The sequence below is a fragment of the Pseudomonas sp. SWI44 genome (assembly GCF_002947915.1).
Classification (GTDB): Bacteria; Pseudomonadota; Gammaproteobacteria; order Pseudomonadales; family Pseudomonadaceae; genus Aquipseudomonas; species Aquipseudomonas taiwanensis.
Genome location: NZ_CP026674.1, coordinates 4,908,898 through 4,933,662, shown reverse-complemented (window position 1 = coordinate 4,933,662; position 24,765 = coordinate 4,908,898). Strand labels below are relative to the sequence as shown.

Below are 24,765 nucleotides of genomic sequence, written 5' to 3'. Positions count from 1 at the left end.
CTAAAGCGCGGTCGCTTCTACATCGAGGACCACGCGTCCTCTGTCGGAGAACCGATCATGCACAGTTTAATCGTCGTCGCCCATCCCGATCCGCGTTCTTTGACCCATGCCATCGCCCAGCACATCGTCCACGGCATCACGGCCTCTAACCCACACAACAGCGCAGAGTTTGCCGATCTCGTCGCCGAGGGCTTCGACCCGCGTTTCAACCTGGCGGACCAAGCGCTATTTCACAAGCAGGCAGAGCCACCCGCCGACGTTGCTGCCGAACAAGAACGACTGGACCGTGCAGACGCTTTGGTCTTGGTCTACCCAGTCCATTGGTGGTCCTTCCCTGCCCTGCTCAAGGGTTGGATCGACCGCGTCTTCTCCCAGGGTTGGGCCTACGACGACAGCGACGGTAAGGTTGTGAAGAAGCTCAAGCGCCTTAACGTTCACCTGGTAGCCATTGGCGGCGCCGATGAAGGTACCTATACGCGGCACGGCTACACATCCGCCATGAAGACCCAGATCGAGCACGGCATTTTTGATTACTGCGGCGCACAGGTGCACTGTTCAAGCGTACTGCTTCCTTCGGAAAAGGGTTATCCGCAGGCTCATCTGGAAACAGCACAGGCCATCGGTGCCGGTATCTTCGCTTCACACACGCAGGGGCGTTGAGCATGACAACGCCAAGTGACGCACCTTCCCGTCGACGCCTGCCCAGAGCTGCACGCGCCCGCCAGTTGCTGGAAACATCCTGGATGCTGATCGCCGAAGAGGGCACGGATGCTCTGACCCTAGGTCGCCTGGCCGAAGCGGCGGGCGTAACCAAGCCGGTGGTCTACGACCACTTCGGTACCCGCGAAGGCCTGCTGGCTGCACTGTACGAAGACTATGACGCTCGCCAAACCGCCCTCTTCGACGCCGCGATCGCGGCGGCTGAGTCCACCTTGCAGGATAAAGCGACTGCCTTCGCCAGCGCCTATGTCGATTGCGTGATGACCCAGGGGCGGGAGATTCAGGGTGTGCTGGCAGCCCTGAGCGGTTCACCGGAGTTGGCCATGTTGAAACGTCAGTATCAAAAGGCCCTGATCACGAAGTGCCTCGGGATTTTTGCACCTTTCGCCCAGCCTGCTGGTATTTCCAACGCCTACCTCTGGGGCATGTTGGGGGCGGCCGATGCATTATCGGATGCAGCCGTGGCAGGAGACATCACTCAGGCCCAGGCGAAGGAAGAACTACGACAAACGCTACTGGGCGGCATTGAGCGCAACACGCCGCAGAGTAGGCGACCGACCGAGTAGGTGTCATGACGATGCGGGCCGGTAATCGTCTCCTGCCAATCACGCTTACTGCCCGAGGTGCCACTGCGTATGACCCAGTGGGCGGTGCTTGAGAGGGTGCTCTGCTCCCAGGAGTGATCTTTCTGCTACTGCGCCACCTTGCCGGGCAATCCCGTTCCCCAGACTCCATCGCTTTGCGCGTTCAGGCGATCAATCCCAGTGGCAGGCCTTTCAAGGTGGCGGTCGCCCGGGTCGAGCATTCCAGGAAGGGCCCGAGCGCACCTAGCGGCAGATCACATCATCTGCAGCAAACCGTCGAACCGCACTAATCGCGCACGCTACATGAAACCAGGCATCGCCCCTGGTTTCAGCCGGCGTTGTGAATCAATGGCTTCAGGCCGCTGTCCTCGATCGCCGCGTCCGCTTGTGGCGAGGCCAGGTAGTCCAGTAGTGCCTGGGCCGCGGCATGGTGCGGGCTCTTGCTGACGATGGCGCCCGAATACATTGTCATTTTCTGCGCCTGGGCCGGGATCAGGCCAACGATGTCGATGCCCTTCACGGGCTTGAGTTCGCTCAGTTGTTGGAAACCGATCTGCGCTTGGCCACGGGCAACCACGGCCCCGACCGGCTCGGCAGGGATCATGTGGGCTTTGGCATCGAACGCTGTGCCCAATTGCATGCGCGGGAAAAGAGTCTTGGAAAGGTACACGCCGCTTGCACTGTCGGAATAGGCAACCGACTTGCTGTCGAGCAGAGCCGTACGCAAGCCCTGCAGGGTGCTGATGTCCGGCTTCGGTTCGCCTTTGCGCACAGCCATGGCAATGAAAGACTTGCCCAGGTCGACTCGGCTGGCCTTGTCCGCCTGGCCGTGGTCGACCAACTTATCGAGCGCCGATCCGACCATGAGCACGACGTCTGCCGGCTCGCCGCGAGCCAGTCGGTTCGGCACGGCTTGCGGGGTCTCGCCCATCGACGGAGCAGCCACGACGTTGAGCTTGACGCCGAATTTCTTTTCATACGCGGGGGCCACTTCGCGGATAGCGCCCATGATTCCGCCAGAACTGAGCACCGTCAGAGCCTCCCCCGAGGGCGCCGCGTCAGCCGCCGAGCAGGCGAACGTGGCCATCAACAGGACAGTGCAAGACAGCATCCGAAACATTGTGGGTTCTCCGCAAATTCATGAAAAACAGAACCTTACCGAAGTGCGGAGACAGCCATGGTTAATCAGTCGTTAAGAATGTTTCATATCCCAAGCCGTACGGGCGATGCGAACGTGAGTCGGCGCGCCGTCATCCTCGGCCACAGCGTTACCGATGCGCCGCCCGGACGGCGCTCGGTGCTCAGGGACATGCACAGGACGGCACTGGACCGACCCTGCTCTTCAGAAATGAACCTTGAGCAATGCGCTCAGCGCATTCTGGTCGGTTGCAAAGCCGTGACTGTCCTCGATCCCATACTTGTCCGACCAGTAATCCCACTCTACCCCCACGTAGAACTGCTTCGGGTTGTGCCCTAACGCCTTGCCAAGGTCGTACTTGATCTGCGGATTGAAGTGGAAACTCTTGGCTACATAGTCCGACGTGCCCTTGCGGCCAACGTCATTCACATACCATTCCAGGTAACCATCGAACAGGATGTCCGACCGCCCCAACGGAAGGGTCATCGCCCAGGTCGGGTTGATCTGCCACTGCCCCGATGCCTTGCCGGTGATGCCGTCGGGCTTGCGATAGTAGGTGTTGAGCGAAAAGCGGTCGAATCCAGGCAGCAACAGGTCCACCGCTGGCCCCAACAGGTACCGGCGAATACGCCCCTCCCCGCGCTCGTAGGTGGCGGCAATCAGCACATCCTTGATCACGCCGTAACGCAGGTTCTGCCCGCTGACCTTGCCCAGCGACAAGCGCGGAGAAAACTCGCCATAGTAGGTATACCCATCACTGCCGGATAAACCGTTCGACCACTTGTTGTCGACGAACAGAAACACATCCCCCCAGCTCCAGCCGCTGGCATGTTCGAAGGTGACGGTCTGCTGGATGTCATTGCCGGTGCCATCGACCTTGTAGTTATGGCCGTAGAGATAACTGAGGCTGTTGTCGCTCCACATCAACGGGCCAGCCTGGGCGCTGGCGCTCGCCAGGGCGCAGACGGGCAGGAAGCTGTGGAAGAACCAGGCAAATGGGCTGAGTTTCATGGGCATCCCTTGGGCTGAGGTCGGTGAAATTCACCCGCAAGGGACAGGCGGACAGACCTCGTCTCTGGCCACGGAGCAAACCGTGGCGCCACCCCTGCCGGGTGTGCGGCGTGATGCCGCCAGAGCAATGTCCCATGCCATTTCCAGGCACTGACCGCTTCTACTCCCATGATCCCTAGCAGGGTACGTGCCAGCTGATCGAATACAGTAATACGCATGGATTGTGAGCAATAAATCCGACAAATGAATACTCACCAGTAACGATATTGCGCACTCAAATAGCGCTGGCGCAGGCCTCGCTGCACCGTATCGATCCACTGCCCTGACCTCGCAACGCCCCGGCCAGGCTCCGCCAGCCCTGTTTCAGCGGCTCTCAGGAACTGGCACGCTTCTGGCTTCGTGTACGGTCGAGTAGAAGCGGTCAGTGCCGGTGGACGGCATGGGGCATTGCTCTTGCGCCTTTGATCAGGCGTACATCCGAGTGGATGTTTGCACGCGGCCAATCGGCCATGGGCAAGAGAACAATGTCAGCCGAGAACACTCACCCTGCTCCTGCCGCGTTGTTTCTCCACTCGGTCTTCTCGTTGAGGTGCCCACAGGCACCCTGCGGATTTCGAATCGAGGTGGAGAACAATCATGAAAAACCGCTTTGGCTTGACTCAACCGCTGCGCTCGCTGGCGGCAGCGCTCAGCGTGATGCTGGCGGGCACGTCCCTGGCCGTGGCCAACGACAAGGTCGTGCTGCTCACCTCCTGGTACGCCCAGGCCGAACAGGGTGGCTTCTACCAGGCCCTGGCCGAGGGTCTGTACGAGAAGGAAGGCCTGGATGTGACCATCCGCATGGGTGGCCCGCAGGTCAATGGCATGCAGTTGCTGGTCAGCAAACAGGCCGACTTCATCGTCAACTACGACCTGCAGATCCTCAAAAGCGTGGAACAAGGCCTCCCAGTGGTTGCGGTAGCCGCCCCCTTTCAGGGCGACCCACAGGGCCTGATGACCCACGCTGACATCCAAGGCCTCGACGCGCTGAAGAACAAGCAGGTGCTGGTGTCTACCTCCGGTCAGCAAACCTGGTGGCCGTGGCTCAAGGGCAAGTACCAGCTCCAGGACAACCAGGCGCGCCCCTATACCTTCAACCTGCAGCCGTTCCTCGCCGGCCCGGATACCACCCAGCAGGCCTACGCCAGCTCGGAGTTGTTCCAGGCAATCAAAGCCGGCCAGCAGCCGAATTTCTTCCTGTTCGCCGACGCAGGCTACCCACCCTACGGTTCCACCTTGGCCACCCGCCAGGACATCATCGATGAACATCCGCAGCGCGTCGCGGGGTTCGTCCGAGCCTCGCTCGAGGGCTGGAAGCGCTACCTGGAAAACCCCGCCGCCGGCAATGCGCTGATCAAGCGCGATAACCCCAACATGACTGACGAACTGCTGGCCTGGGGCCTCTCGACCCTCAAGCAACACCAATTGCTGACCCGCGGCGATGCCGCGACCCAAGGCATCGGCACCATGAGCGACGCCCGCTGGCAGGCCACCCGCGATTTCATGGTCGAGGCCGGCCTGCTCGGCGCCGCCGCACCGTGGCAGCAAGCCTACACCACTCGCTTCGTGGACGACCTGAGGGTGCTGCCCGACGCGCCCCAGGCCGCTAGCCGCTGAACGAATAACGACAACTTCAAGCCGTGTGAGGAAACTGGATCATGTTGGTCACCAAACAACCTGTATTGCGTCGCTTCTGGTATGCCCTGCTGCCCCTGACCGCCCTGGACGACGGGCCAAAGCCGTTCACCCTGCTCGGTGAAGCCCTGGTCCTGTGGAAACGCCACGACGGCACGCCGGTGGCGATGCGCGACCGTTGCTGCCACCGCACCGCCAAACTGTCCAAAGGCTTTGTCAGCGAGGCCGGCAACATCGCCTGCGGCTACCACGGCTGGGAATATGACTGCACCGGCGCCTGCGTGAAGATCCCGCAGAACCCGACCGGCGCGATTCCACCCGGTGCGGCAGTCGAGACCTTCCACTGCCAGGCGCGATACGGTTATGCCTGGGTGGCACTGGACGATCCGCTGCAGCCGATCCCCGACTTCCCCGAGGACGGTGCCCCTGGCTATCGCCGAATCTTCCAATTCTACGAAGAGTGGAAAACCAGCCCGCTGCGGGTCATGGAAAACTCTTTCGACAATTCGCACTTCTCCTTCGTGCACAAGGCCAACTTCGGCCTATTCGACCAACCGCAACCGGCCAGCTACGAATTTCGCGAGACCGACTACGGCTTCGAGGCCGAAACACGCGTCGCGATTCGCAACCCAGAAGAGAGCTTCGCCATCACCGGAACCCGTGCGCCGATCACCGAGCGCCATCTGATCAACCGTTACTACCTGCCGTTCTCGCGCCGCTTCGGCTGCATGTACCCCGATAGCGGCATTCACCACATCATCTACAACTGCGCCACACCCATCGACGATGGCCGCCTGATGCTCGTGCAATGGCTGTACCGCAACGACAGCGAAGAACAGTGCTCGACCCAGGCGCTCATCGACTGGGATGCGGCGATCACCGCCGAGGACCGCGACATCCTCGAAGCCACCGACCCCGACGCCTGTGTCGATACCCGTCGGCGCGTCGAGCTGCACATGCCCTCGGACAAGCCTGGCCTGGTGATCCGCCGGCAACTGCTGGGGCTGCTCGAAGCCCATGGCGAAAGCGAAGTGTTCGCCAGCCACTGACTACCTGTTCGACGCCCCGGTGCGCCGGGGCATACGCAACCGCTCAATGTCCAACGGGAGAGCGCCATGTTGATGCAGACCTTATCCGAAGCCAACGCCCGGCTGCAGGCCCCCATCGGTGCCGACGCCGTGAGCGCCGACACCCCGCTGTTCGCCAATCAGGTCGAGAAGACCTACAGCAATGGCACCCATGCCCTGAGCCGAGTCAAGCTGGCGATCCAGCGCGGCGAGTTCGTGTCGTTGCTGGGCCCCTCAGGCTGCGGCAAAAGCACCTTGTTGAAGATGTTCGCCGGACTGGAACAGCCCTCCGCCGGCCACGTGCGCTGGTGGGGCAAAGAGGCCCCCGACAGCGACAGCCGCGGCACTGGCCGCCGCCTGGCAATGGTGTTCCAGGAAGCGACCTTGATGCCCTGGGCCAAGGTGCAGGACAACGTGCGCCTGCCCCTGGACCTGGCCGGCGTGCCGCGGGCCGACAGCCAGGCCAAGGTGCAGGCCGCACTTGAACGGGTAGGCCTGGGCGCGTTCGGCGAGGTTTATCCGCGGGAACTCTCAGGCGGCATGCAGATGCGCGCATCGATCGCCCGGGCGCTGGCCACCGAACCCAACCTGCTGCTGATGGACGAGCCGTTCGGCGCCCTGGACGAGTTCACCCGCAACAAGCTCGACAGCGACCTGCGCCAACTCTGGGCCGAGCGCGACCTGACGGTGGTGTTCGTCACCCACAGCATCTTCGAGGCGGTGTACCTGTCGTCGCGTGTCGTGGTGATGGGCGCCCGCCCCGGTCGGGTGATCGCCGATGTCGCCATCGACGGGCCACGGGAGCGCGACGAAGCCTACCGCACTTCCCCCGCCTTCATCGCCCAGTGTGCCCACCTGTCCCAGCTGCTGGCCAAGGCCAACGGCGAGCCTTCCTGAGAGCCCCGACATGAGCCGAACCTCTACGCCCTGGCTACACAACCCAGCCCTGTTGCGCATCGCCTCACCATTGGTGGTCGGCGCCGCGTTGCTCGCACTCTGGCAACTGGCGTGCATCGCCTGGCAGGTACCGGTGTACCTGGTGCCCTCACCCGCCGATATTGGCCGCACGCTGATTGCCGACGGCCCGATGCTGCTGGGTGCACTGTGGATGACCTTGAAGATCACCTTCCTGTCGTTTGCCCTCGCGGTGGTCATCGGCACCCTGGCAGCCTTCCTGTTCGTGCAGAGCCGCGTCGTGGAAGCCAGCCTGTTCCCCTACGCCATCCTGCTGCAGGTCACGCCAGTGGTTGCCATCGCACCACTGATCATCATCTGGTGCAGCGACACCACCCTGGCCCTGGTGATCTGCGCCACGTTGGTCGCGGTGTTTCCGATCATCGCTAACACGGTCCTGGGACTGCGCAGCGTCAACCCGGGGCTGCTGAACCTGTTTCGGCTCAATCGCGCCAGCCGCTGGCAGGTGCTGCTGCGTCTGCGTATTCCCAGCGCGTTGCCATGCTTCTTCGCCGGCTTGCGGATTGCCAGCGGGCTGGCGTTGATCGGTGCAGTGGTGGCCGAATTCGTTGCCGGCACAGGGGGACGGGCGCCGGGCTGGCGTACCAGATCCTGCAAGCGGGCTTTCAGCTGAACATCCCGCGGCTGTTCGCCGCCTTGGTGTTGATCGCGCTGACCGGCGTCGCGCTGTTCAGCCTGATGGCCGTGCTGGCTCGCCTGAGCCTTCGCCATTGGCACGAAAGTGAATTGGGCTAAGCCTATGGAGACCCACATGAAGCATTCAGACAGCTGGCTGATCCGCAACGCCAGCGCCATTCTCACCGGCCTGCGTGGCGTGCCAGCGCGTCATGCCGGGCCGGACATCCGCATCAGCCAAGGGCGTATCGCAGCCATCGGCACACTGCGGCCGGAGACAGGCGAACCCGTGCTCGACGCTACCGATTGCGTCGTCTATCCCGGCTGGGTGAATACCCACCACCACCTGTTCCAGTCGCTGCTCAAGGGTATTCCGGCAGGGATCGACCAAAGCCTTGGGGCGTGGTTGGGCGCGGTCCCGTATCGCTACCGCGGGCTGTTCGATGAGCACAGCTTCCGCCTGGCCGCACGTATCGGCCTGGTTGAACTGGCTCGCTCCGGCTGCAGTACGGTTGCCGACCACCATTACCTTTACCTGCCAGGCATGGGCTTCGATAGCGCACAGATCCTGTTCGAGGAAGCACAGCAGCTTGGCCTGCGCTTCGTGCTGTGCCGCGGCGGCGCGACCCAGGTGCGCCAGGCCGAAGGCCCGGCAAGTGCGGGGCCGGAGACCCTGGAGCAGTACCTGGATGACGTCGAGCGGTTGGTACGCACCTACCACGACCACGCCGCCGACGCCTGGCGCCGGGTCGTAATGGCGCCCACCAGCCCACCTTATTCGATGCCACCCGAGCACCTGCGTGAAACCGCCCGCGCCGCCCGCAAGCTGGGCATCCGCCTGCACAGTCACTTGAGCGAAACGGTGGAGTACCAGAACGAAGTCCAGCGTCGCCATCAGCTCTCACCGGTTGCCTTCTGCGCAGAACACGAATGGCTGGGGCCGGATGTGTGGTTCGCCCACCTGGTCAAGCTCAGCGCCGAGGAAATCCGGCTGTTGGGCGCGACCGGAACCGGCGTTGCCCATTGCCCCCAGAGCAACGGCCGGCTGGGCAGCGGCATTGCCGACATCGTCGCCATGGAAGCTGCTGGCATGGCGATCTCGATCGGTGTGGACGGGGCGGCCTCCAACGAAGCCTGCGACATGATCAGCGAAACCCACGCCGCCTGGCTTATGCAGCGGGCCAAGGGCGGCGAGCGGGCCTTGCCTGGTTACGCGGGCGGCACGCTGGAGGGGGGTGCCCATGTCGCCTGTGTGGAAGACGTGGTGCGCTGGGGCACGGCCGGCGGCGCCCAGGTGTTGGGGCTGGATGCGCTGGGCACGCTGGAAGTCGGCATGGCGGCGGACCTCGCCTTGTACCGGCTCGACCAGCCACGCTACTTTGGCTTGCATGACCTCGGAATCGCGCCAGTGGTCGGCGGCGGGCGACCGACGTTGCGGGCGTTGCTGGTCGGCGGCCAGCTGCGGGTGGAGAACGACGCCATCCCTGGCCTGGACCTTGCCGAACTGGGCTGCCAGGCCCGCGAGGCCGTGGTGCGCCTGCAACGGGCGGCGGGAGTACGCGCATGAACTGGACGTCCCTGCAAGTACGTGCCTTGCGCCTGGAAGCCGACGATGTGCTGGGTGTCGAACTGGGCACACCGGGCGGCGGCGCCCTGCCCTTCAGTTGGGCAGCCGGCGCCCACGTCGACCTGCGCCTGGGCAACGGCGTGGTGCGCCAATACTCCGTGGCCAGCCTGCCCGATGAGGGGCATCTGTACCTGGGCATCAAGCGTGAACCCACTTCACGGGGCGGTTCGAAATGGCTGCATGAGCACCTGCGCCTGGGTGCAAGAATAGAGGTAAGCGCGCCGCGCAACCTGTTTTCCCTGCAACCTGGCAACGGCCCGGTGACGCTGCTGGCGGCGGGCATCGGCATCACGCCGCTGCTGCCCATGTACCGGCAATGCCAGGCACAGGGGCGTGCGGTGCGGCTGCTGTATTTCACCCGGCACTTGCACCAGGCGCCCCTTGTCCAGCACCTGGGTCCGCACGTCGAGGTGTTCAGAGGCTTGCGCGCGGCGCAGATCCGTGACTGCCTGCATGAGCAACTGCCCGACTGGCAACATCAAGCCAGCGTGTACTGCTGCGGGCCTGCGGGGTTCATGGAAAGCGTCGAGCAGATCGCCCTGGCTCGCGGCTGGCCGGCTTCGGCGCTGCACCGCGAGCACTTCAGGCCGGCTGAGCCACTCGATCAAGCCGGCGCCAGCAGTGTGCTGGTTCTGCAGCGCAGTGGGCGTGAAGTCCAAGTGCACGCGGGCGAAAGCCTGGTCCAGGCTGCCGCGAGAGTTGGGGTGGCGCTGCCCATCTCATGCGGCATGGGTATTTGCGGTGCTTGCGTGTGCCGGGTCATCGAGGGCGAACCGCAACACCGTGACGAATGCCTCAGCGAGGCACAGCGCAACAGCGGTGAATGGATCGCGCCATGTGTCTCGGTCGCGCGGGGTCCGCACCTGGTGCTGGACGCCTGAGGCCGGGCAACCAGTGCCCGATAACCTGACATCCAACGGGTTGGCGAGGTTACAGGGGCGGGCGCACCCGCAATGCTCGATCGCCAACCCTGCCAGGCTTAAGCTTGGCAGCGATGCAGCTCAAGCGCCTCCACGAAAACAGCTGACACCCCAGGCGGTGATCTTGAAAGGCAGGTGATAGTGCGCCTGCGCCTCGCCGATGCCGAAGCGATACACCAACTCGTCCAGGAAGGGTATGGCGGGCAATTCGGTGCCGAGCTGGCGATAGAACTGCGCCACCTGCAGGCGCAGTTCGTAGACGCCGACGCCAAATCGCTCGTTCAGCGCAGCCAGAGCCGGCCACTGGCCGCGGGCGTCGATAATGCCTTCGGCAAACGCCGCCTCGCCAACTGCCCCGATGCTCACCCGCAGCCCATGCGCGGCGCGCCCGCTGGCGATGTCGACGACATGCACGGAAACGCCGCCGTTCATGACCAGAACCCTTGGTGAGCTCGCGCCGCCTCATCCTCCAGCACTGGCCCATGCACCTTCACGATGCGCTGACCACGGGCGAACACTTCGCGGCATGGCAACGAGAACGTAGGGTTTTCCGGGTGGGCGCCGGTCAAACCCAGCAGGGCATGCTCCGACAACGCATAGACTACCCTGCCGATACCGGTCCAATACACCGCCCCGGCGCACATGCAGCAGGGCTCGGCGCTGGTGTATAGCGTGCAGGACGCGAGTTGCTCAGGTGTCAGCAGCTTGGCTGCCTGCGCGGCCGCCACGAGCTCGGCATGCTGGGTCGGATCGCCCTCGGGGGGCATGGAATTGTTGCCAGCGCTGGCGATGATGCGGCCCTGGGCATCGGCGACGAGTGCGGCGAATGGATGTCGGCCATCCCTGCGCGATTGCTCGGACAGGCTGATCGACTGGCGCAGCAGGTCAAGGTCCAGCTCGGACAGGTCGGTGGCATGGGGGGTGGACAGCGTCATGGCGGTTGCTCCCTGAGAGGCAGTTGAAAGCGCGCCGACGGGCGCGCGTGAAGAAAGGCTCACTTGGCCAGTTTGGAGTCGATGGCGTCCTGAGTGCTTGTCTCGGCTTCACGATTGAGCAGCAGGTTGAGCACAATGGCACTGACTGCGGCGAGGAAGATGCCGCTCTCCAGCACCAGTTTCAGCGGACCGCTGACATGCTCGAACAGCGCCGGCATTGACATCGGCAATACGCCAATGCTGACCGATACCGCCACCACCAGGCCGTTGCGAGTCCCCTCGAAGCGCACCCGCGACAGTTCCTGGATCCCCGCCACGGTGGTCATGCCAAACATCACGATGGCGCAGCCACCGAGCACGGGTGTCGGCACGCTGGCGATCAGAGCACCCAGCTTGGGAAACAGCCCCATCAACACCATGATGGCGCCTGCGGCAGCGACCACGTAACGGCTCTTGACGCCAGAAAGCGCAATCAGGCCAGTGTTCTGGGTAAACGCGTTGTAGGGGAAGCTGTTGAACAACCCGCCCAGCATGGTCGACAAACCATCGGCACGAAACGCGTTGCCCAGGGTTCGCGGGTCGGCAGGCTTGCCGGTCAGCTTGCCGATGGCCAGGCAGTTACCGGTGGTCTCGGCCATGATCACCAGCATGGCCAGGAACATGATCAGCACCGGCGTCAACGAGAACTGCGGAACACCGAACGCCATTGGCGCACTGAGCTCGAACCACGCCGCCGCCCCCACCCGGCTGAAGTCGGTCATGCCGCATGCCGCCGCCGCCAAGCTGCCGACGATCAGCCCCAGCAGCACGCTGAGATTGCCGATGAAACCGCGAAAGCGGGCATGGATCACCAGGGTTATCGCCACCGTCGCCAGGCCCAGCAATAAGTTGGCCGGTGCGCCGAAATCCGGGGCACCTGGCTGACCTCCCCCGAGCCAGATCGCTGCCGCAGGCATCAGCGAGATGCCAATGACCGTGATGAGGCTGCCGATCACCACCGGCGGGAAGAAACGCAGCAGGCGGCTGAACAGCGGTGCTATGGCCATCGTGAGTGCACCGGCGGCGATCACCGCACCGAACACATGGGGTAGACCGAATTCCTTACCGATCATGATCATCGGTGCCAAGGCGATGAACGAGCAGCCCTGGATCAGCGGCAAGCGGGCACCGAAGCACCTCAGGCCGAGGGTCTGGAGCAAGGTCGCGATTCCCGAGGTGAGTAGGTTGGCATTGATCAACGTGACCACCTGGGCATGGCTCAGTCCCAGGGCGCTACCGAGAATCAATGGTACGGCGACGGCACCGGCGTACATCACCAGCACATGCTGCAGGCCGAAGGTGAACAGCTCCCGTGGAGGCAGTACTTCGTCCACGGGGTGGATCAGAGATTGGCTCATGTTGTGACGCTCCTGAAGTGCGGCTCTTTTTATTGTTGAAGGCGCCCGGAGTGACATGCAGCACAGGAAAGCATGGGCAGCTGTCGCCGATGTCGACGGGGAGCATCCTGTTAATTCAACGATGGAGCAAATGATTAACCATCGCTAATATCGATGGTTGGACCGTTTGGGAAGGATCAGGCGATGCGCTTTTCACTGGAACAACTTCAGGTGTTCGTCAGCGCCGTGCAGGCAGGCTCATTTTCTGCCGCGGCGCGGCGACTGGGGCGCACGCAATCGACGGTCAGTGCGGCGATCAGCAACCTGGAAACCGACCTTGGCGTGCAGCTGTTCGACCGCTCCAGCCGCATTCCTGGTCTGACACCCGCCGGCCACAAGCTGCTGCTGCGGGCCGAAGGCATCCTCGAACGCTGCTATGCCCTGGAGGGCAGCGCCGACAGCCTGGCCGGCCAGGTCGAAGCGGCACTGACATTAGCCATCGAAGTCCCGTATGGCCCACTGATACCGCCGTTCAAGGGCTTCGACGCAGCGTTCCCCTTCGTCGATCTGCTGATCCGCCACCCGCTGCACGGCGATGTCAGCGAGATGATCCTCACCGGCGAAGCTGACCTTGGGGTGACATTCGCCCAGCCCGACTACCCGCCTGAGCTTGCCTTCCAGCAGTTGGGCAAGCTAATCATGACCCACGTCTGCCATCACCAGTTCGCCCTGGCGCGACAATCACCGGTCAGTTTCGCCGACCTCAACGCCCATCGCCGGCTGGCCTTCTTTGCCCATGCCGACAAACTGCCCAGCAGCGAGTATCTGCGTGCGGGCCAGCTATGGCGTGCGGAGAGCTACCTGGCACTGGTCGAGATGGTCTGCGCAGGGCTGGGCTGGGCGACCCTGCCGCGCCTGCTGGTGCAGCGCGAATTGGAGAGCGGCCAATTGGTGGAGTTGCAACTGGAAGCCTACCCACACACCGACTGGCTGGTGGGGGTGGACCTGCTGTGGCATCGCAGCCGCCAAGCGGGGCCGGCGGCGAGCTACCTGCGCGACCGCCTGCAGCACAGCAAGGTGTTCGAGCTGGATCGACTTGGGCGGGCAACGACTTTATAGAAGCGTGTCCGTGGGGTGGCGGCGGAAATCGCCTGCCGCTGAAGGCCAGGCGCTCAGTGCCCGCAACAGCGTCTGCACGAGCTGAGGTGAAGCCCCGATACGTCCCGCAACCGGGTATGCCACCTGGAGAACGCTGTCGCGTGGAGAACCTGGAACGGGGGCAACGGTTCATCTACGGGCACGACGCTGCTGGCGAACGGTCTATCCACTGCGCCGCTCGCCCGCGCAGGCGTGAGGCTTGATCATCAAGGTGAAACTGCCGGTCAACTTGGCACGCAGTTCCTTGGGCATGAAATAGGCGAAGTGGACGAGCCAGGTGCCATCACCCAGCAGATATGATTCTCCCCGGTAGTGTTGGACTTGTGATTCGCTGATGTCGATCAAGGTCGCAACTTCCTGGTTGGTGGGCTCGTTGAGCATGGTTGAAGCTCCTCCTCTGACTCACGCTGATGGCCCTGCATGAACAGCTGAGTGTCATACCTTCGTATTCGTTCAAAGGTTTTAGGCTCTGTGCGAAAAGCCCTGATACCGGGTGATGCTGCGTTGAACCAGCCTCGGAATGCTCATTTACAACCCGTAAAGGGGTTGCAACAAAAAAGCCAGGGCAAATCGCCCTGGCTCATCGTGCCCGTCTGCAAGGCTTCACGTGTCGGCACTGCCGCTATTAGAGAACTTCTTCATATCGATAAGCGGCGCGACGAACTCCGGACCTTGCCCCGATACCCACCACCGTACGTTGGCGATACCGTACCGCTCGGCCATGGGCCGGCTGACCTTCTTGATCCTGTGCTGGCCAAACCTGGGGATGATGCCAACCCCCGCATCGCAGCTCGCCCAGTGCCAGGCCTGAGCATTGTCCATACGCTCCTGGCGGATGATGAACGTGCGAAACTCCCCGTGAAGCTCATATTCGATCACATACAACTGCTGTCCTGCCATTGGACTCTCCTCCTTCGATTCAAGCCAATGGAGCGAGTCGAGGCAGAAAAGATTCAGTTAATTTGACCGATTGGTCACTGTTGTTGGCCAAGCGAACCGCCAGCGGCCTCGGCCCTGACTGCATCACCTGCGACCGCGACTCGCCTGGCATATCCCACGCCCCATACCAATGCCCGGCTCATGGTTTCTCCGGGGCGTCGGCTGTAGACCCGCTCGCGCACCACCGAGCCATCGCGTCGATAGACACCAATGAACAACTGCGTTTCTCCCGTGCGTGACAGACGCGTCTGCACTTCCAGACAGGTGCCATCGTCGAGGGTCTCCTCATGGGCCTGATGATGCAGGATCGGGTCACACCACTGTCGATAGGTCTCGCCTCTGTGCTTCATCTGCTGGCCCTCGCCGCTGTTGTCGTCGGTAGATCCTCTGATCGGCGCTGCCGATCGAAAAAAATCGACGCCGTCGGACAACCGGCCAGGCCTCTACAAAACGACTGACGCTGTACAACCACCGGTCATCGGCCGTGCGCGAATGAGCCACCCCTCTGCGTCCCGCCCGTCCTTCCCACTGAACGCGCCGAAACATTCGGCGCTATCGCTCGGTTGATGAAATCCAATCGACCTGTGGCGTCTGCCGGACGTCCAAGACAAGGAATTGCACACCTATCGATGGCAACCAGGAGGCGAGCCGCTGATGAACGATCGCATCATTGCACTGTTCACCGACACCACCGTATTCGGTATTTCCATTCTCAACGTGTTGTTGGCGCTGACCACCACCCTCGTGACCTTCCTGGTCGCCCGTGCGGCGATCAGCTTCCTGCTGCACCGGGTCCGGCGCTGGTCAATGCACGATGGCGCCTTGAGCCAAGTGCTGGCCAAGGTGCTGGCTGGCACCAGCAATTTCCTGCTGTTCCTTGCCTCCTTGCTTGTAGGCTTGAGCCTGCTCGACCTGCCCGAGCGCTGGCTCAGCCGGGTCAGCAGCCTGTGGTTCGTGGTCGCCGCCCTGCAGATTGGCCTGTGGGCCAACCGCGCCATAAGCCTAGGCCTTAGCCGCTACTTCGCACGCCACAGGGCCGATGGCCTGAACCAGGGCAGCGCCTTGGCCACGCTCTCGGCCTGGGGCGCGCGGGTGTTACTGTGGTCGGTGGTGTTGCTGGCGATGCTGTCGAACCTGGGCGTGAACATCACTGCCTTCGTTGCCAGCCTGGGTGTGGGCGGGATCGCGGTGGCGCTGGCCGTGCAGAACATCCTCGGCGACCTGTTCGCCTCGCTGTCGATCGCCGTGGACAAGCCGTTCGAAGTCGGCGACTTCATCGTCATCGGCCCGCTGGCGGGCACCGTGGAGCATGTCGGCCTTAAAACCACGCGTATCCGCAGCCTTGGCGGCGAGCAGATCGTCATGGCCAACGCCAGCATGATCAGCAGCACCATCCAGAACTACAAGCGGTTGCAGGAACGCCGCATCGTGTTCGAATTCGGCCTTTCCTACGACACACCCACCGAGGCGGTGAAGAAGGCGCCGGGCATCGTCGAAGAAGCGATCAAGGCGCAGGATCAGGTGCGTTTCGACCGTGCTCACCTGCGCGGTTTCGGCAAGGAGGCGTTGGAGTTCGAGTGCGTGTATATCGTCAAGGACCCAGGCTACAACCTGTACATGGATATCCAGCAAGCGATCAATTTCCGTCTACTGGAACGCTTCTCCCGGATCGGCGCCACATTCGCCGTTCCGGTACGGGCAATCAAGGTCACCGCCTTGCCAGAGGCCAACGTTGAGTCTGCAGGGCGCGAAGGCCGTGGCTTCAGAGGAGCCTGAATGCACAAGCCCCAGGGAAGGCGTCGACAGCCAAGGCGTCTTCCCTCTCCGTCACAGGTCCAGCGCACCGCTGAGCAGCGCTTCCAGGACACCCGCCACATTGCTCTGACGCTCGTTCAGCAGGCACAGCGGAATACCCTGCAAAACCCCCAGGGAATCGTCCAGGCCCTCGCCCACCACCGCCAACGGGCAAGCGACGTCCATCTGCAACGACCGCAGGCGCCTGGCCAGCACAGGGGTAACAGGCTCCCGTACGGCAATCACCACCGCCGCGGGCTGGATCGCCGCGCACAGCAGGGCCAGTTCTTCGAGGGGTTGGCCACGACCGAGCACCTCGATGCGCTGGCGCTCGCCACTGAGCAGCAAACCGGTACTAAGCAACTCAAGCTCGGCATGGTCCTCCAAACCAGCCAGCAGGACCCGAGGGGCATCGGGCTGATTCATCTGCAGGCGCAGGAGTAACCTGGCGCGCAGGAAGGTATCGAGGAAAAGCCACTGGCTGCGCTCCCCGAAACCACTACCGGATGCCAGACCACGCCAGACCGGCATCAGCACGTCATGCATCACGCTGGCCTTGGGAAAGAGCGTGAACAACTGGCCATGGATACCTTCCAGCGCCTGGCTATCGAATGTTCTGGTTGCGCGCACAACGGCCGTACGCCATTCATCGAAGGCATCGTCGCGCACAAGGCTGGTCTTGCTTTGCCCCGCGAGCATTTCGCCGACCTTGCTGATCGGCAGGCCATTGGCGGTCCAGCGCAGGATGTCGCGGATTCGCTGCACGTCCGTGGCAGTGTACAACCGGTGGCCGCCATCGGTACGTTGTGGGCGGATCAGGCCATGGCGCCGCTCCCAGGCACGCAAGGTAACGGGGTTGATGCCGGTCATGGTGACCACATCGCGCATGGGAAAAAGATCAGGTGGGGTGGCTTCAGTCATCGTGGGGCATCCGTGAGATAACACATTCTAAACCCCTGCACATCTTCTTGGGCGAGCATCATTGAGTCATCATTCGACGAACCGCACCGAAGCTCTCGACAGTAGAGCTACGCTGCGCATACTGAACATGAATCCGTGGGTGGCTAAATGATCAACGCAAAACTCCTGCAACTGATGGTCGAGCATTCCAACGATGGCATCGTCGTCGCCGAACAGGAAGGCGACGACAGCATCCTTATCTACGTCAACCCCGCTTTCGAACGCCTCACAGGCTATTGCGCCGCCGATATCCTTTATCAGGACTGTCGCTTCCTCCAAGGCCAGGACCACGACCAGGCAGGGCTCGTTGCCATCCGCCAGGCCATCGCCCAAGGGCAGCCCTGCCGTCAGGTGCTGCGCAACTACCGCAAGGATGGCAGCTTGTTCTGGAACGAACTGTCCATCACGCCGGTGCATAACGAGGCGGACCAGTTGACCTACTACATCGGGATCCAGCACGACGTCACGGCACGAATGGAAGCCCAGCAAAGGATCCGGGAACTGGAAGCGCAAGTCGCTGAATTGCAGGGCAAATTGGGCGAGCTCGAAGCTTGATACAAAAAAAGCTGTACAAGGCCGTTGACTTGTACAATTTTAGACGTAGTCTTCAGCTATACCTGTACAAGATTCATTATCTGTACAGGCCTGCCTGGAGACTCGCATGTCCGCCTACCTGCAGCAATTCGCGCAACGCTTCGCGCGGCTCGACGCGCACAATATCGATGCGCTGGTAAACCTGTACAACGAAGAGGTCACTTTTCGCGACCCCCTGCATCAGATTCAGGGTCTTGAGGCACTGAAGGCCTACTTCTCCCAGCTTTACGCCAACGCGCAGGACATCCGCTACACCTTCACAGGCGCCGATGAGGTAGGGCCTGGTCAAGGCTATTTGCGTTGGACCTTGCAGTTCCGCCACCCTCGCCTGTCCGGCGGACGGCCGATCGCCTTGCAAGGTTGCAGCTACCTGCAATGGCAGGACCGGGTGCATCTGCATCAGGACTTCTTCGACGCAGGAGCCCTGCTCTACGAGCATGTTCCGGTCATGGGCGGCGCTATCCGCTGGCTCAAAGGCAGGTTGGCATGAGCCGTTGCTGGCTGACCGGCGCGAGCAGCGGGATCGGCGCCGAACTTGCGCGATGCCTGCTCGAACAGGGGCACCAAGTGGCACTCGGCAGCCGTCATGCCGAGCGGCTGTCACCCCTTGCCGAACAGTTTCCTGGCCAAGTGCTGCTGGCCATCGGCGATCTCGACGACCCACGCCAGGTAGCCCAGGTCGCCGCCTGCATCGAGCAGGCCTGGGGTGGCCTGGACATGGTCATCCTCAACGCAGGTACCTGCGAATACCTGGAGCCCGGCCGATACGACCCGCAGCTGGTCGAACGCGTGATCCGCACCAACTTCCTCGCGCTGAACCATTGCCTGGCAGCCGCCCTGCCCTTGCTGCGCGCTGGGGAGCGCCCGCACCTGGTGGTGATGGGCAGTTCGGTTACCTGGCTGGCCTTGCCTCGGGCGGGAGCTTATGGCGCATCCAAGGCGGCTGTACGCTACCTGGTGGAATCGCAACGCATCGACCTGGCGCGCGAGGGTATCGACGTGACCTTGGTGAGTCCGGGGTTCGTCGACACGCCGCTGACCCGCCGCAACGACTTCCCCATGCCCCAGATCTGGCCAGCCCAGCGCGCCGCCAGCCATATCGCCAAGCGCCTGCCCCGGCGCCCGCTGGAGATCAATTTCCCCGGCCTATTCACCTTTGTCCTGCGCCTGCTCGGTGCTTTGCCTGCGCGTCTGCGCCTGGCGATTGGCCGACGCCTGGCACGCCATGAACAGGAATGATGCCCCATGCGCATAGCGATCATCGGCAGCGGTATCGCAGGTTTGACCTGCGCCTACCTGTTGTCGCGCAAACACGAAGTGACAGTGTTCGAGGCCGAGCAATGGATCGGCGGGCACACCCATACCCTGGATGTGGACTGGCAGGGCCAACGCTATGCCATCGACACTGGCTTCATCGTCTTCAACGACTGGACCTACCCCCATTTCATACGCCTGCTCGGTCAGCTCGGGGTCGCGTCGCAACCAACGCAGATGAGCTTTTCGGTCCATGACCCGCTCACTGGCCTGGAATACAACGGTCACGACCTCGATACCCTGTTCGCCCAACGCAGAAACCTGTGGTCGCCGGGCTTCTGGGGGATGCTGCGCGACATCCTGCGCTTCAACCGGCAGGCACTGGCCGACCTGGACAACCAGCGCATCGATGCCTCCACCACCCTGGGCAGCTACCTCACGACCCATGGCTATGGGCAACGCTTCATCGAACACTACATCGTACCGATGGGGTCGGCCATCTGGTCGATGTCCCGCGCCGACATGCTCGACTTCCCGCTGCGGTTCTTCGTGCGGTTCTGTCGCAACCATGGCCTGCTGTCGGTCAACGATCGCCCGCAATGGCGGGTCATCCAGGGCGGCTCGCGTAGCTACATCGAGCCGCTGTGCCGACCGTTCGCCGATCGTATTCGCCTTGGCACCAAGGTCCACCGGGTCAGCCGCGACGAGGGGGGGGTGAGCGTTTTCACCAGCGCCGGCACCGAACGCTTCGAAAGCGTGGTGTTTGCCTGCCACAGCGACCAGGCCCTCGGGCTGCTGGAAGCACCCAGCGCCCAAGAGCGCGCCGTGCTAGGCGCCATAGGGTACGCCGAGAACGACGTGGTGCTGCACACCGACATCCGCCTGTTGCCGCGCCGCAGGAAAGCCTGGGCCAGTTGGAACTACCGCTTGGGCGGCGCCGAGCATGCCCCGGCCGCGGTCACCTACAACATGAACATTCTCCAGGGTATCCAGGCGCCGGCGACCTTCTGCGTCAGTCTCAACCAAACCGCACTCATAGACCCGGCACACATCATCGCCCGCCTGCGTTACGCCCACCCACAATACAGCCTGGCCGCCTCCACCGCGCAGGCAAGGCAGGAACAGATACAAGGCCATCTGCACAGCTACTTCTGCGGTGCCTATTGGGGCAATGGTTTTCATGAAGACGGCGTGGTGAGCGCGCTGCAGGTGGCGCGCCACTTTGGAGAGCAGCTGTGAACAGCAGCCTTTGCCTGGGCTGGCTCAGCCACCGCCGCCTGGCGCCACGCCCCCACGCGTTCCGTTACCGGGTAGGCATGTTCTTGCTGGACCTGGACGAACAAGCCGCATGGCTGGGGCTGTCGCGCTGGATCGGACGCTGGCGCCTGGCCCCTCTGAGCTGGCGCGACACCGACTACCTGCCCGCCCTGACCCGCCAAGGTACACCGCTAGCCGAAGCTGCCCGCACATTGGTCGGTCAGGCCACCGGCCGCACACCCACTGGACACGTCCAACTGCTGACGCAATTGCGTTGCTGGGGGCTGTCGTTCAATCCGGTGAGTTTCTACTTCTGCCATGACCACGACGGGCAGCTGGCGGCGATCCTGCTGGAAGTCCGCAACACTCCCTGGCGCGAGCGCTACCACTATGTGCTGCCGGTAGAGGGCAACCTGGCGACGTCCTTCACCCTGGCCAAGGCCTTCCATGTGTCGCCGTTCATGCCGTTGAACATGGACTACCGCCTGCACTTTCGCCTGGCGGCGACGCAAGTACGCATTCACATGCAGAACTGGCAGGACGGCCAGAAAGTCTTCGATGCCGATCTCGCCCTGCAGCTTCAGCCCCTGGATAGGCGCGCACTGCGGGGGTACATCCTGACCTTCCCCTGGATGAGCTTGCGCACCGTCTCGGCCATCTACTGGCAGGCGCTGCGCCTTCTACTCAAACGCACGCCCATCCATGACCACACCGAACGCCAGGGCGACCTGGTACTCGGCCAACCCTGCGAGGACCCCAACCATGCCCAACCCCACTCTGAGCGTTAGCAAGTCCGCAGGCCTGGCGCCCTTGCTCGGCACATTGGCACGTAACGCCCTGCTCGCCCAATTGGGCAAGTTACGCCACGGCCACCTGCGGCTGCTCAGCCATGGGCGGCAGTGGAACTTTGGCGATGCCGCCAGCCCGTTGCAGGCCGAGGTGGAGATTCTCGATGACGCAGCCTGGGGCATGATCGCCGGGAATGGCTCGATTGGCGCCGGCGAGGCGTATATCCATGGCTACTGGCGCAGCCCGGACCTTGCGCGGGTGACCCGCCTGTTCGTGGCCAACCTCGACGTACTGGACGCCCTGGAAGGTGGCCTGGCACGTCTTGGCCGACCAGCCCTGCGCCTGCTGCACCGGTTGAACCGCAACAGCCGGCGCGGTGCCCGGCGCAACATCCTGGCCCACTACGATCTGGGCAACGCACTGTTCGAGCAGTTGCTGGACCCGACCATGATGTATTCCGCGGCCAAGTTCGAGCATCCAGGGCAAACCCTGGAACAGGCGCAACTGAACAAGCTGGAGCGCATCTGCCAGAAGCTCGAACTCAGCCCGAACGACCACCTGCTGGAAATCGGCTGCGGTTGGGGCAGCCTGGCCATCCATGCCGCAACCCGCTACGGCTGCCGAGTCACCACCACCACGCTGTCGCAAGCGCAGTACAGCTATACCTTGCAGCGGGTCCGGGACCTTGGCCTGGAGCAGCGCGTGACCGTACTGCAAGACGACTACCGCGACCTGGTCGGCAGCTACGACAAGCTGGTGTCCATCGAAATGATCGAGGCCGTGGGCCACCGCTACCTACCGACCTACTTCCGCCAGTGCGCCGCCCTGCTCAAGCCCGACGGGCTGATGCTGCTGCAGGCCATCACCATCCGTGACCAGCGCTATGCCCAGGCGCGGCGCTCTGTGGACTTCATCCAACGCTACATCTTCCCCGGTGGCGCCCTGCCGTCGCTGAGCGTGATGCTCGACACCGCCAGCCGGCAGACCCCGCTCAACCTCGTGCATCTGGAAGATTTCGGTGTGGACTATGCACGCACGCTGGAGCATTGGCGCGACAACCTGCGCCAGTCACGCACCACGCTGGCCGCGCTGGGATACGACGACACGTTCCAGCGCTTGTGGGAGTTCTACCTGTGCTATTGCCAGGGCGGCTTCGAAGAGCGTGCAATCGGTGTAGCACAATTGCTGTGGGCAGCCCCCTTGGCCCGGCGTGCGCCGTTGCCAGCACAGCCATGATGCCCAGCGCCTGGCTGGTGGCCAACGCCCTATGGTTGCAGGCCGGCTGGTGGCTTTGCGTGCTCGGCGCAAAATACCCGTGGCTGTTGCTACTGGTGCCGATCGGGCTGGCCGTGCACCTGTACCTGTGCGCGGACCTTGCCGCCGAGACCAAGGCGTTGTGGCGGGTCACACTGGCCGGCTGCGTCATGGACAGTCTGCTGGGATCGTTGGGCGTTTTCGATTTCGGCACCTGGCCACTGCCCCTGTGGCTGGGGCTTTTGTGGCTGGTGCTGGCCAGCGGCTTGCGCCACAGCTTGGCCTGGGCTGGCAGCCCATTCTGGCGTGGCGCACTGCTGGGTGCTCTGGGCGGCCCGGCGGCTTACCTGGGCGGTGCCGGGCTGGCTGATGTGGCGCTACCCTTGGGGTCACTGCCCACCGCGCTGTTGCTGGCCCCGATCTGGGCGCTGGCCTTCCCCCTGCTGGTGCGCATCGCCGCGTGGCGCTGACCTTCGGCAGCGCTGCGAGCAGTACCGCACCTGGTCCCAACACCGCGCCCAGCGCTTGCGCCAATCGAATGGGCGACCACACACCACGCAAACCTTGCTCGGCAATAAACCCTTCTTCATAGCGCCTCCCCGGCATCCAGCCGTGCCAACAACTCCTGGCCACGCTCCCACACCGCTTGGCGACGCGCCGGTGACATGTTGTCGAGGCTTCCATAGACCAGGCGCAGGCGCGGATTGGCAGATAGCTGGGCACGATGCCGAATCAGAAAATGCCAGTACAGCGCATTGAACGGGCAGGCATTCTCCTCCGTGACCTGCCCGACCTTGTAGCTGCAGGCCTGGCAATGGTTGGACATCCGCTGGATGTATCGACCACTCGCGCAATAGGGTTTGGAGCCCAGATAGCCGCCATCGGCGTGCATCACCATGCCCAAGGTATTGGGCAGCTCGACCCAATCGAACGCATCGATATACACCGCCAGGTACCACTGGCAAATGGCGTCTGGTGCGATGCCGGCCAACAGAGCGAAATTGCCAGTGACCATCAGCCGCTGGATATGGTGCGCGTAGCCAAGCCGCAGGGTCTGCCCAATGGCCTGCGCCATGCAGCGCATGCGCGTATCCCCGGTCCAGTAGAACGTCGGCAGCGCGCGATCGTTGCCCAGGTGGTTCAGCCCAGCATACTCGGGCATGCGCAACCAGTAGATGCCCCGCACGTATTCGCGCCAGCCGATCAACTGACGAATGAAGCCCTCAGCGGCATTGAGCGGTACCTGGCCGCTGCGCCAGGCGTGGTCGACATCCGCGCACAACTGCCGGACATCCAGCAGCCCGACATTCAGGGCCGCACTGATGCGTGCATGGAACAGGTACGGTTCGCCTTCGGCCATGGCGTCCTGGTAATCGCCGAATGCCGCCAGGCCAAAGTCGAGAAAATGCTGCCAGAGCTGCTGGGCCTGACCATGGGTCACGGGGTAATCGAAACCGTCCATGGCACCGTAATGATCATTGAAACGCTGCCGGACCAAGTCCACCACCGTTTGGGTGATCGCATCCTGGTCGAACTGCGCCGGAATCGGCCCGCGCAGGCCTCGCGGCAAGGATTTGCGATTGTCGGCATCGAAGTTCCACGAGCCGCCTGCCGGACTGCCGTCGGGCTCCAACAGCAGGCCACAACGCTTGCGCATGCCTCGGTAGAAATGCTCCATGCGCAGTTGCGTGCGCCCTTGCGCCCAGCGCGCAAATGCCTCGCGCGAGCATAAGAAGCGGGTATCGCGATGCCACACCAGCGGCAGCCCGGCATCGCGCAGCGCCTGTTCCAGACGCCACTCGCCGCATTCGGTCAGGTGAATTTCGCTCGCACCGAGCACCTTGCACCAGCGCCGCAGCTCGCCGGCGATGCTGCCGCTGTTGCCTTCGGCATCCAGCTCGACGTAATGCACCTGCCACCCACGCTCGCGCAGGGCCTGGGCGAAATGACGCATGGCGCTGAAGATGAACATGATCTTGTGCGGATGATGCGGCACATAGCGGGCCTCCCCCTTGACTTCGGCCATGAGGACGGCGTCCTGGGTCGGGTCCAGCGCCGCCAGGCTCGCCAGGTCGAATGACAGCTGGTCACCGAGCACCAGGCCGAGACGCATTGCGTTGGTCA

Annotated in this window: 26 protein-coding genes and 2 pseudogenes; 17 read left to right on the top strand and 11 right to left on the bottom strand. The window is 63.1% G+C overall.

The genetic code is table 11. From position 1 onward, the window contains the following. The first annotated feature begins 57 nt into the window (after positions 1-57). Together C4Q26_RS23325 and C4Q26_RS23320 are read left to right on the top strand one after the other, a co-directional pair. Positions 58-660 carry an NAD(P)H-dependent oxidoreductase gene (locus C4Q26_RS23325; RefSeq protein WP_104883613.1) on the top strand — a complete coding sequence of 201 codons (603 nt, stop codon included), beginning with the start codon at positions 58-60 and terminating at the stop codon, positions 658-660. A 2-nt stretch (positions 661-662) separates the two neighbouring features. Further along, the gene (locus tag C4Q26_RS23320) at positions 663-1,286 is read left to right on the top strand and encodes a TetR/AcrR family transcriptional regulator (protein ID WP_027906716.1); all 624 of its coding nucleotides are present in this window, start codon (positions 663-665) and stop codon (positions 1,284-1,286) included. 346 nt (positions 1,287-1,632) lie between these two features. Here C4Q26_RS23320 and C4Q26_RS23315 read toward each other — a convergent pair whose 3' ends face one another. Together C4Q26_RS23315 and C4Q26_RS23310 are read right to left on the bottom strand one after the other, a co-directional pair. After that, on the bottom strand, positions 1,633-2,424 hold the full coding sequence (locus C4Q26_RS23315; RefSeq protein WP_023380923.1) for a substrate-binding domain-containing protein: 792 nt from the start codon (positions 2,422-2,424) through the stop codon (positions 1,633-1,635). Positions 2,425-2,646: 222 nt separating this feature from the next. Beyond that, the gene (locus tag C4Q26_RS23310) at positions 2,647-3,453 is read right to left on the bottom strand and encodes an outer membrane protein OmpK (protein WP_023380924.1); all 807 of its coding nucleotides are present in this window, start codon (positions 3,451-3,453) and stop codon (positions 2,647-2,649) included. Between the two features lie 636 nt (positions 3,454-4,089). Here C4Q26_RS23310 and C4Q26_RS23305 point away from each other — a divergent pair. From C4Q26_RS23305 to C4Q26_RS23280, 6 genes and pseudogenes are all read left to right on the top strand, one after another. Further along, the gene (locus tag C4Q26_RS23305; RefSeq protein WP_104883612.1) at positions 4,090-5,109 is read left to right on the top strand and encodes an ABC transporter substrate-binding protein; all 1,020 of its coding nucleotides are present in this window, start codon (positions 4,090-4,092) and stop codon (positions 5,107-5,109) included. A gap of 41 nt (positions 5,110-5,150) precedes the next feature. Then, entirely contained in the window at positions 5,151-6,176 is a 1,026-nt protein-coding gene (locus tag C4Q26_RS23300; RefSeq protein WP_104883611.1) for an aromatic ring-hydroxylating dioxygenase subunit alpha, read from the top strand. A gap of 66 nt (positions 6,177-6,242) precedes the next feature. Continuing rightward, the gene (locus C4Q26_RS23295) at positions 6,243-7,091 is read left to right on the top strand and encodes an ABC transporter ATP-binding protein (protein ID WP_027906719.1); all 849 of its coding nucleotides are present in this window, start codon (positions 6,243-6,245) and stop codon (positions 7,089-7,091) included. A 10-nt stretch (positions 7,092-7,101) separates the two neighbouring features. Continuing rightward, positions 7,102-7,904 (top strand): annotated as a pseudogene (locus C4Q26_RS23290) (ABC transporter permease). A gap of 16 nt (positions 7,905-7,920) precedes the next feature. Further along, positions 7,921-9,351 (top strand): amidohydrolase family protein, encoded by a 1,431-nt coding sequence (locus C4Q26_RS23285; protein ID WP_023380929.1) that lies wholly within the window; start codon positions 7,921-7,923, stop codon positions 9,349-9,351. After that, entirely contained in the window at positions 9,348-10,292 is a 945-nt protein-coding gene (locus C4Q26_RS23280) for a PDR/VanB family oxidoreductase (protein ID WP_104881646.1), read from the top strand. Before C4Q26_RS23285 ends, C4Q26_RS23280 begins: the two co-directional genes overlap by 4 nt. 120 nt (positions 10,293-10,412) lie before the next feature. Here C4Q26_RS23280 and C4Q26_RS23275 read toward each other — a convergent pair whose 3' ends face one another. The 3 genes from C4Q26_RS23275 to C4Q26_RS23265 are packed head-to-tail and all read right to left on the bottom strand — an operon-like array spanning position 10,413 to position 12,663. After that, the gene (locus C4Q26_RS23275) at positions 10,413-10,763 is read right to left on the bottom strand and encodes a hydroxyisourate hydrolase (RefSeq protein ID WP_104881645.1); all 351 of its coding nucleotides are present in this window, start codon (positions 10,761-10,763) and stop codon (positions 10,413-10,415) included. Further along, positions 10,760-11,266 (bottom strand): nucleoside deaminase, encoded by a 507-nt coding sequence (locus tag C4Q26_RS23270; protein WP_023380932.1) that lies wholly within the window; start codon positions 11,264-11,266, stop codon positions 10,760-10,762. The genes C4Q26_RS23275 and C4Q26_RS23270 overlap by 4 nt, the downstream gene beginning before the upstream one ends. 59 nt (positions 11,267-11,325) lie before the next feature. Beyond that, complete coding sequence (locus C4Q26_RS23265; RefSeq protein ID WP_104881644.1) at positions 11,326-12,663, bottom strand: nucleobase:cation symporter-2 family protein; 1,338 nt, start codon at positions 12,661-12,663, stop codon at positions 11,326-11,328. A 183-nt stretch (positions 12,664-12,846) separates the two neighbouring features. Between C4Q26_RS23265 and C4Q26_RS23260 the strand changes: the two genes are divergently transcribed. Continuing rightward, on the top strand, positions 12,847-13,761 hold the full coding sequence (locus tag C4Q26_RS23260; protein ID WP_104881643.1) for a LysR family transcriptional regulator: 915 nt from the start codon (positions 12,847-12,849) through the stop codon (positions 13,759-13,761). A gap of 201 nt (positions 13,762-13,962) precedes the next feature. Here the strand turns inward: C4Q26_RS23260 and C4Q26_RS23255 are convergent, their stop codons facing one another. From C4Q26_RS23255 to C4Q26_RS23245, 3 genes are all read right to left on the bottom strand, one after another. Continuing rightward, on the bottom strand, positions 13,963-14,181 hold the full coding sequence (locus C4Q26_RS23255) for a hypothetical protein (RefSeq protein WP_104883610.1): 219 nt from the start codon (positions 14,179-14,181) through the stop codon (positions 13,963-13,965). 222 nt (positions 14,182-14,403) lie between these two features. Continuing rightward, the gene (locus C4Q26_RS23250) at positions 14,404-14,700 is read right to left on the bottom strand and encodes a DUF6555 family protein (RefSeq protein ID WP_104883609.1); all 297 of its coding nucleotides are present in this window, start codon (positions 14,698-14,700) and stop codon (positions 14,404-14,406) included. A 74-nt stretch (positions 14,701-14,774) separates the two neighbouring features. Continuing rightward, complete coding sequence (locus C4Q26_RS23245) at positions 14,775-15,089, bottom strand: hypothetical protein (protein ID WP_027906722.1); 315 nt, start codon at positions 15,087-15,089, stop codon at positions 14,775-14,777. Between the two features lie 304 nt (positions 15,090-15,393). On the opposite strand from C4Q26_RS23245, the gene C4Q26_RS23240 reads away from it, so the two are divergent. Further along, positions 15,394-16,515, top strand: a complete 1,122-nt coding sequence (locus C4Q26_RS23240) for a mechanosensitive ion channel family protein (RefSeq protein ID WP_023380938.1) — start codon at positions 15,394-15,396, stop codon at positions 16,513-16,515. A 51-nt stretch (positions 16,516-16,566) separates the two neighbouring features. Here C4Q26_RS23240 and C4Q26_RS23235 read toward each other — a convergent pair whose 3' ends face one another. Then, complete coding sequence (locus tag C4Q26_RS23235) at positions 16,567-17,454, bottom strand: MerR family transcriptional regulator (RefSeq protein WP_104881642.1); 888 nt, start codon at positions 17,452-17,454, stop codon at positions 16,567-16,569. Positions 17,455-17,601: 147 nt separating this feature from the next. Here C4Q26_RS23235 and C4Q26_RS23230 point away from each other — a divergent pair, with 147 nt between their 5' ends. The 7 genes from C4Q26_RS23230 (at position 17,602) to C4Q26_RS23200 (ending at position 23,111) form a co-directional block, all read left to right on the top strand. After that, positions 17,602-18,048: a PAS domain S-box protein gene (locus tag C4Q26_RS23230; protein ID WP_023380940.1), complete on the top strand. Its 447-nt coding sequence runs from the start codon at positions 17,602-17,604 to the stop codon at positions 18,046-18,048. Positions 18,049-18,154: 106 nt separating this feature from the next. Next, positions 18,155-18,577, top strand: a complete 423-nt coding sequence (locus C4Q26_RS23225) for a nuclear transport factor 2 family protein (RefSeq protein WP_104881641.1) — start codon at positions 18,155-18,157, stop codon at positions 18,575-18,577. Next, a complete protein-coding gene (locus C4Q26_RS23220) occupies positions 18,574-19,326 on the top strand; it encodes an SDR family oxidoreductase (RefSeq protein ID WP_023380942.1) in 753 nt (250 codons plus the stop codon). Before C4Q26_RS23225 ends, C4Q26_RS23220 begins: the two co-directional genes overlap by 4 nt. Before the next feature lie 6 nt (positions 19,327-19,332). Then, positions 19,333-20,580, top strand: coding sequence for an NAD(P)/FAD-dependent oxidoreductase (locus C4Q26_RS23215; RefSeq protein ID WP_023380943.1), 1,248 nt, complete (start codon positions 19,333-19,335; stop codon positions 20,578-20,580). Beyond that, entirely contained in the window at positions 20,577-21,386 is an 810-nt protein-coding gene (locus tag C4Q26_RS23210) for a DUF1365 domain-containing protein (RefSeq protein ID WP_104881640.1), read from the top strand. The genes C4Q26_RS23215 and C4Q26_RS23210 overlap by 4 nt, the downstream gene beginning before the upstream one ends. Continuing rightward, positions 21,361-22,623, top strand: coding sequence for a cyclopropane-fatty-acyl-phospholipid synthase family protein (locus C4Q26_RS23205; RefSeq protein WP_104883608.1), 1,263 nt, complete (start codon positions 21,361-21,363; stop codon positions 22,621-22,623). The genes C4Q26_RS23210 and C4Q26_RS23205 overlap by 26 nt, the downstream gene beginning before the upstream one ends. Continuing rightward, positions 22,623-23,111 carry a DUF2878 domain-containing protein gene (locus tag C4Q26_RS23200; protein WP_027906724.1) on the top strand — a complete coding sequence of 163 codons (489 nt, stop codon included), beginning with the start codon at positions 22,623-22,625 and terminating at the stop codon, positions 23,109-23,111. The genes C4Q26_RS23205 and C4Q26_RS23200 overlap by 1 nt, the downstream gene beginning before the upstream one ends. Here the strand turns inward: C4Q26_RS23200 and C4Q26_RS28910 are convergent. Beyond that, positions 23,109-23,231: pseudogene (locus C4Q26_RS28910) on the bottom strand (DUF2256 domain-containing protein); the annotation flags it as partial. The gene C4Q26_RS23200 and the pseudogene C4Q26_RS28910 sit on opposite strands and share 3 nt — an antisense overlap. Next, on the bottom strand, positions 23,228-24,754 hold the full coding sequence (locus tag C4Q26_RS23190; RefSeq protein ID WP_104884065.1) for a cryptochrome/photolyase family protein: 1,527 nt from the start codon (positions 24,752-24,754) through the stop codon (positions 23,228-23,230). The gene C4Q26_RS23190 and the pseudogene C4Q26_RS28910, both read right to left, overlap by 4 nt. Between the last annotated feature and the right edge of the window lie 11 nt (positions 24,755-24,765).

Excerpts from the sequence above, each read along its gene's own strand:
- C4Q26_RS23325 (WP_104883613.1), top strand. The coding sequence starts at position 58 with ATGCACAGTTTAATCGTCGTCGCCCATCCCGATCCGCGTTCTTTGACC.
- C4Q26_RS23320 (WP_027906716.1), top strand. The coding sequence starts at position 663 with ATGACAACGCCAAGTGACGCACCTTCCCGTCGACGCCTGCCCAGAGCT.
- C4Q26_RS23315 (WP_023380923.1), bottom strand. The coding sequence starts at position 2,424 with ATGTTTCGGATGCTGTCTTGCACTGTCCTGTTGATGGCCACGTTCGCC.
- C4Q26_RS23310 (WP_023380924.1), bottom strand. The coding sequence starts at position 3,453 with ATGAAACTCAGCCCATTTGCCTGGTTCTTCCACAGCTTCCTGCCCGTC.
- C4Q26_RS23305 (WP_104883612.1), top strand. The coding sequence starts at position 4,090 with ATGAAAAACCGCTTTGGCTTGACTCAACCGCTGCGCTCGCTGGCGGCA.
- C4Q26_RS23300 (WP_104883611.1), top strand. The coding sequence starts at position 5,151 with ATGTTGGTCACCAAACAACCTGTATTGCGTCGCTTCTGGTATGCCCTG.
- C4Q26_RS23295 (WP_027906719.1), top strand. The coding sequence starts at position 6,243 with ATGTTGATGCAGACCTTATCCGAAGCCAACGCCCGGCTGCAGGCCCCC.
- C4Q26_RS23285 (WP_023380929.1), top strand. The coding sequence starts at position 7,921 with ATGAAGCATTCAGACAGCTGGCTGATCCGCAACGCCAGCGCCATTCTC.
- C4Q26_RS23280 (WP_104881646.1), top strand. The coding sequence starts at position 9,348 with ATGAACTGGACGTCCCTGCAAGTACGTGCCTTGCGCCTGGAAGCCGAC.
- C4Q26_RS23275 (WP_104881645.1), bottom strand. The coding sequence starts at position 10,763 with ATGAACGGCGGCGTTTCCGTGCATGTCGTCGACATCGCCAGCGGGCGC.
- C4Q26_RS23270 (WP_023380932.1), bottom strand. The coding sequence starts at position 11,266 with ATGACGCTGTCCACCCCCCATGCCACCGACCTGTCCGAGCTGGACCTT.
- C4Q26_RS23265 (WP_104881644.1), bottom strand. The coding sequence starts at position 12,663 with ATGAGCCAATCTCTGATCCACCCCGTGGACGAAGTACTGCCTCCACGG.
- C4Q26_RS23260 (WP_104881643.1), top strand. The coding sequence starts at position 12,847 with ATGCGCTTTTCACTGGAACAACTTCAGGTGTTCGTCAGCGCCGTGCAG.
- C4Q26_RS23255 (WP_104883610.1), bottom strand. The coding sequence starts at position 14,181 with ATGCTCAACGAGCCCACCAACCAGGAAGTTGCGACCTTGATCGACATC.
- C4Q26_RS23250 (WP_104883609.1), bottom strand. The coding sequence starts at position 14,700 with ATGGCAGGACAGCAGTTGTATGTGATCGAATATGAGCTTCACGGGGAG.
- C4Q26_RS23245 (WP_027906722.1), bottom strand. The coding sequence starts at position 15,089 with ATGAAGCACAGAGGCGAGACCTATCGACAGTGGTGTGACCCGATCCTG.
- C4Q26_RS23240 (WP_023380938.1), top strand. The coding sequence starts at position 15,394 with ATGAACGATCGCATCATTGCACTGTTCACCGACACCACCGTATTCGGT.
- C4Q26_RS23235 (WP_104881642.1), bottom strand. The coding sequence starts at position 17,454 with ATGACTGAAGCCACCCCACCTGATCTTTTTCCCATGCGCGATGTGGTC.
- C4Q26_RS23230 (WP_023380940.1), top strand. The coding sequence starts at position 17,602 with ATGATCAACGCAAAACTCCTGCAACTGATGGTCGAGCATTCCAACGAT.
- C4Q26_RS23225 (WP_104881641.1), top strand. The coding sequence starts at position 18,155 with ATGTCCGCCTACCTGCAGCAATTCGCGCAACGCTTCGCGCGGCTCGAC.
- C4Q26_RS23220 (WP_023380942.1), top strand. The coding sequence starts at position 18,574 with ATGAGCCGTTGCTGGCTGACCGGCGCGAGCAGCGGGATCGGCGCCGAA.
- C4Q26_RS23215 (WP_023380943.1), top strand. The coding sequence starts at position 19,333 with ATGCGCATAGCGATCATCGGCAGCGGTATCGCAGGTTTGACCTGCGCC.
- C4Q26_RS23205 (WP_104883608.1), top strand. The coding sequence starts at position 21,361 with ATGCCCAACCCCACTCTGAGCGTTAGCAAGTCCGCAGGCCTGGCGCCC.
- C4Q26_RS23200 (WP_027906724.1), top strand. The coding sequence starts at position 22,623 with ATGCCCAGCGCCTGGCTGGTGGCCAACGCCCTATGGTTGCAGGCCGGC.
- C4Q26_RS23190 (WP_104884065.1), bottom strand. The coding sequence starts at position 24,754 with ATGCGTCTCGGCCTGGTGCTCGGTGACCAGCTGTCATTCGACCTGGCG.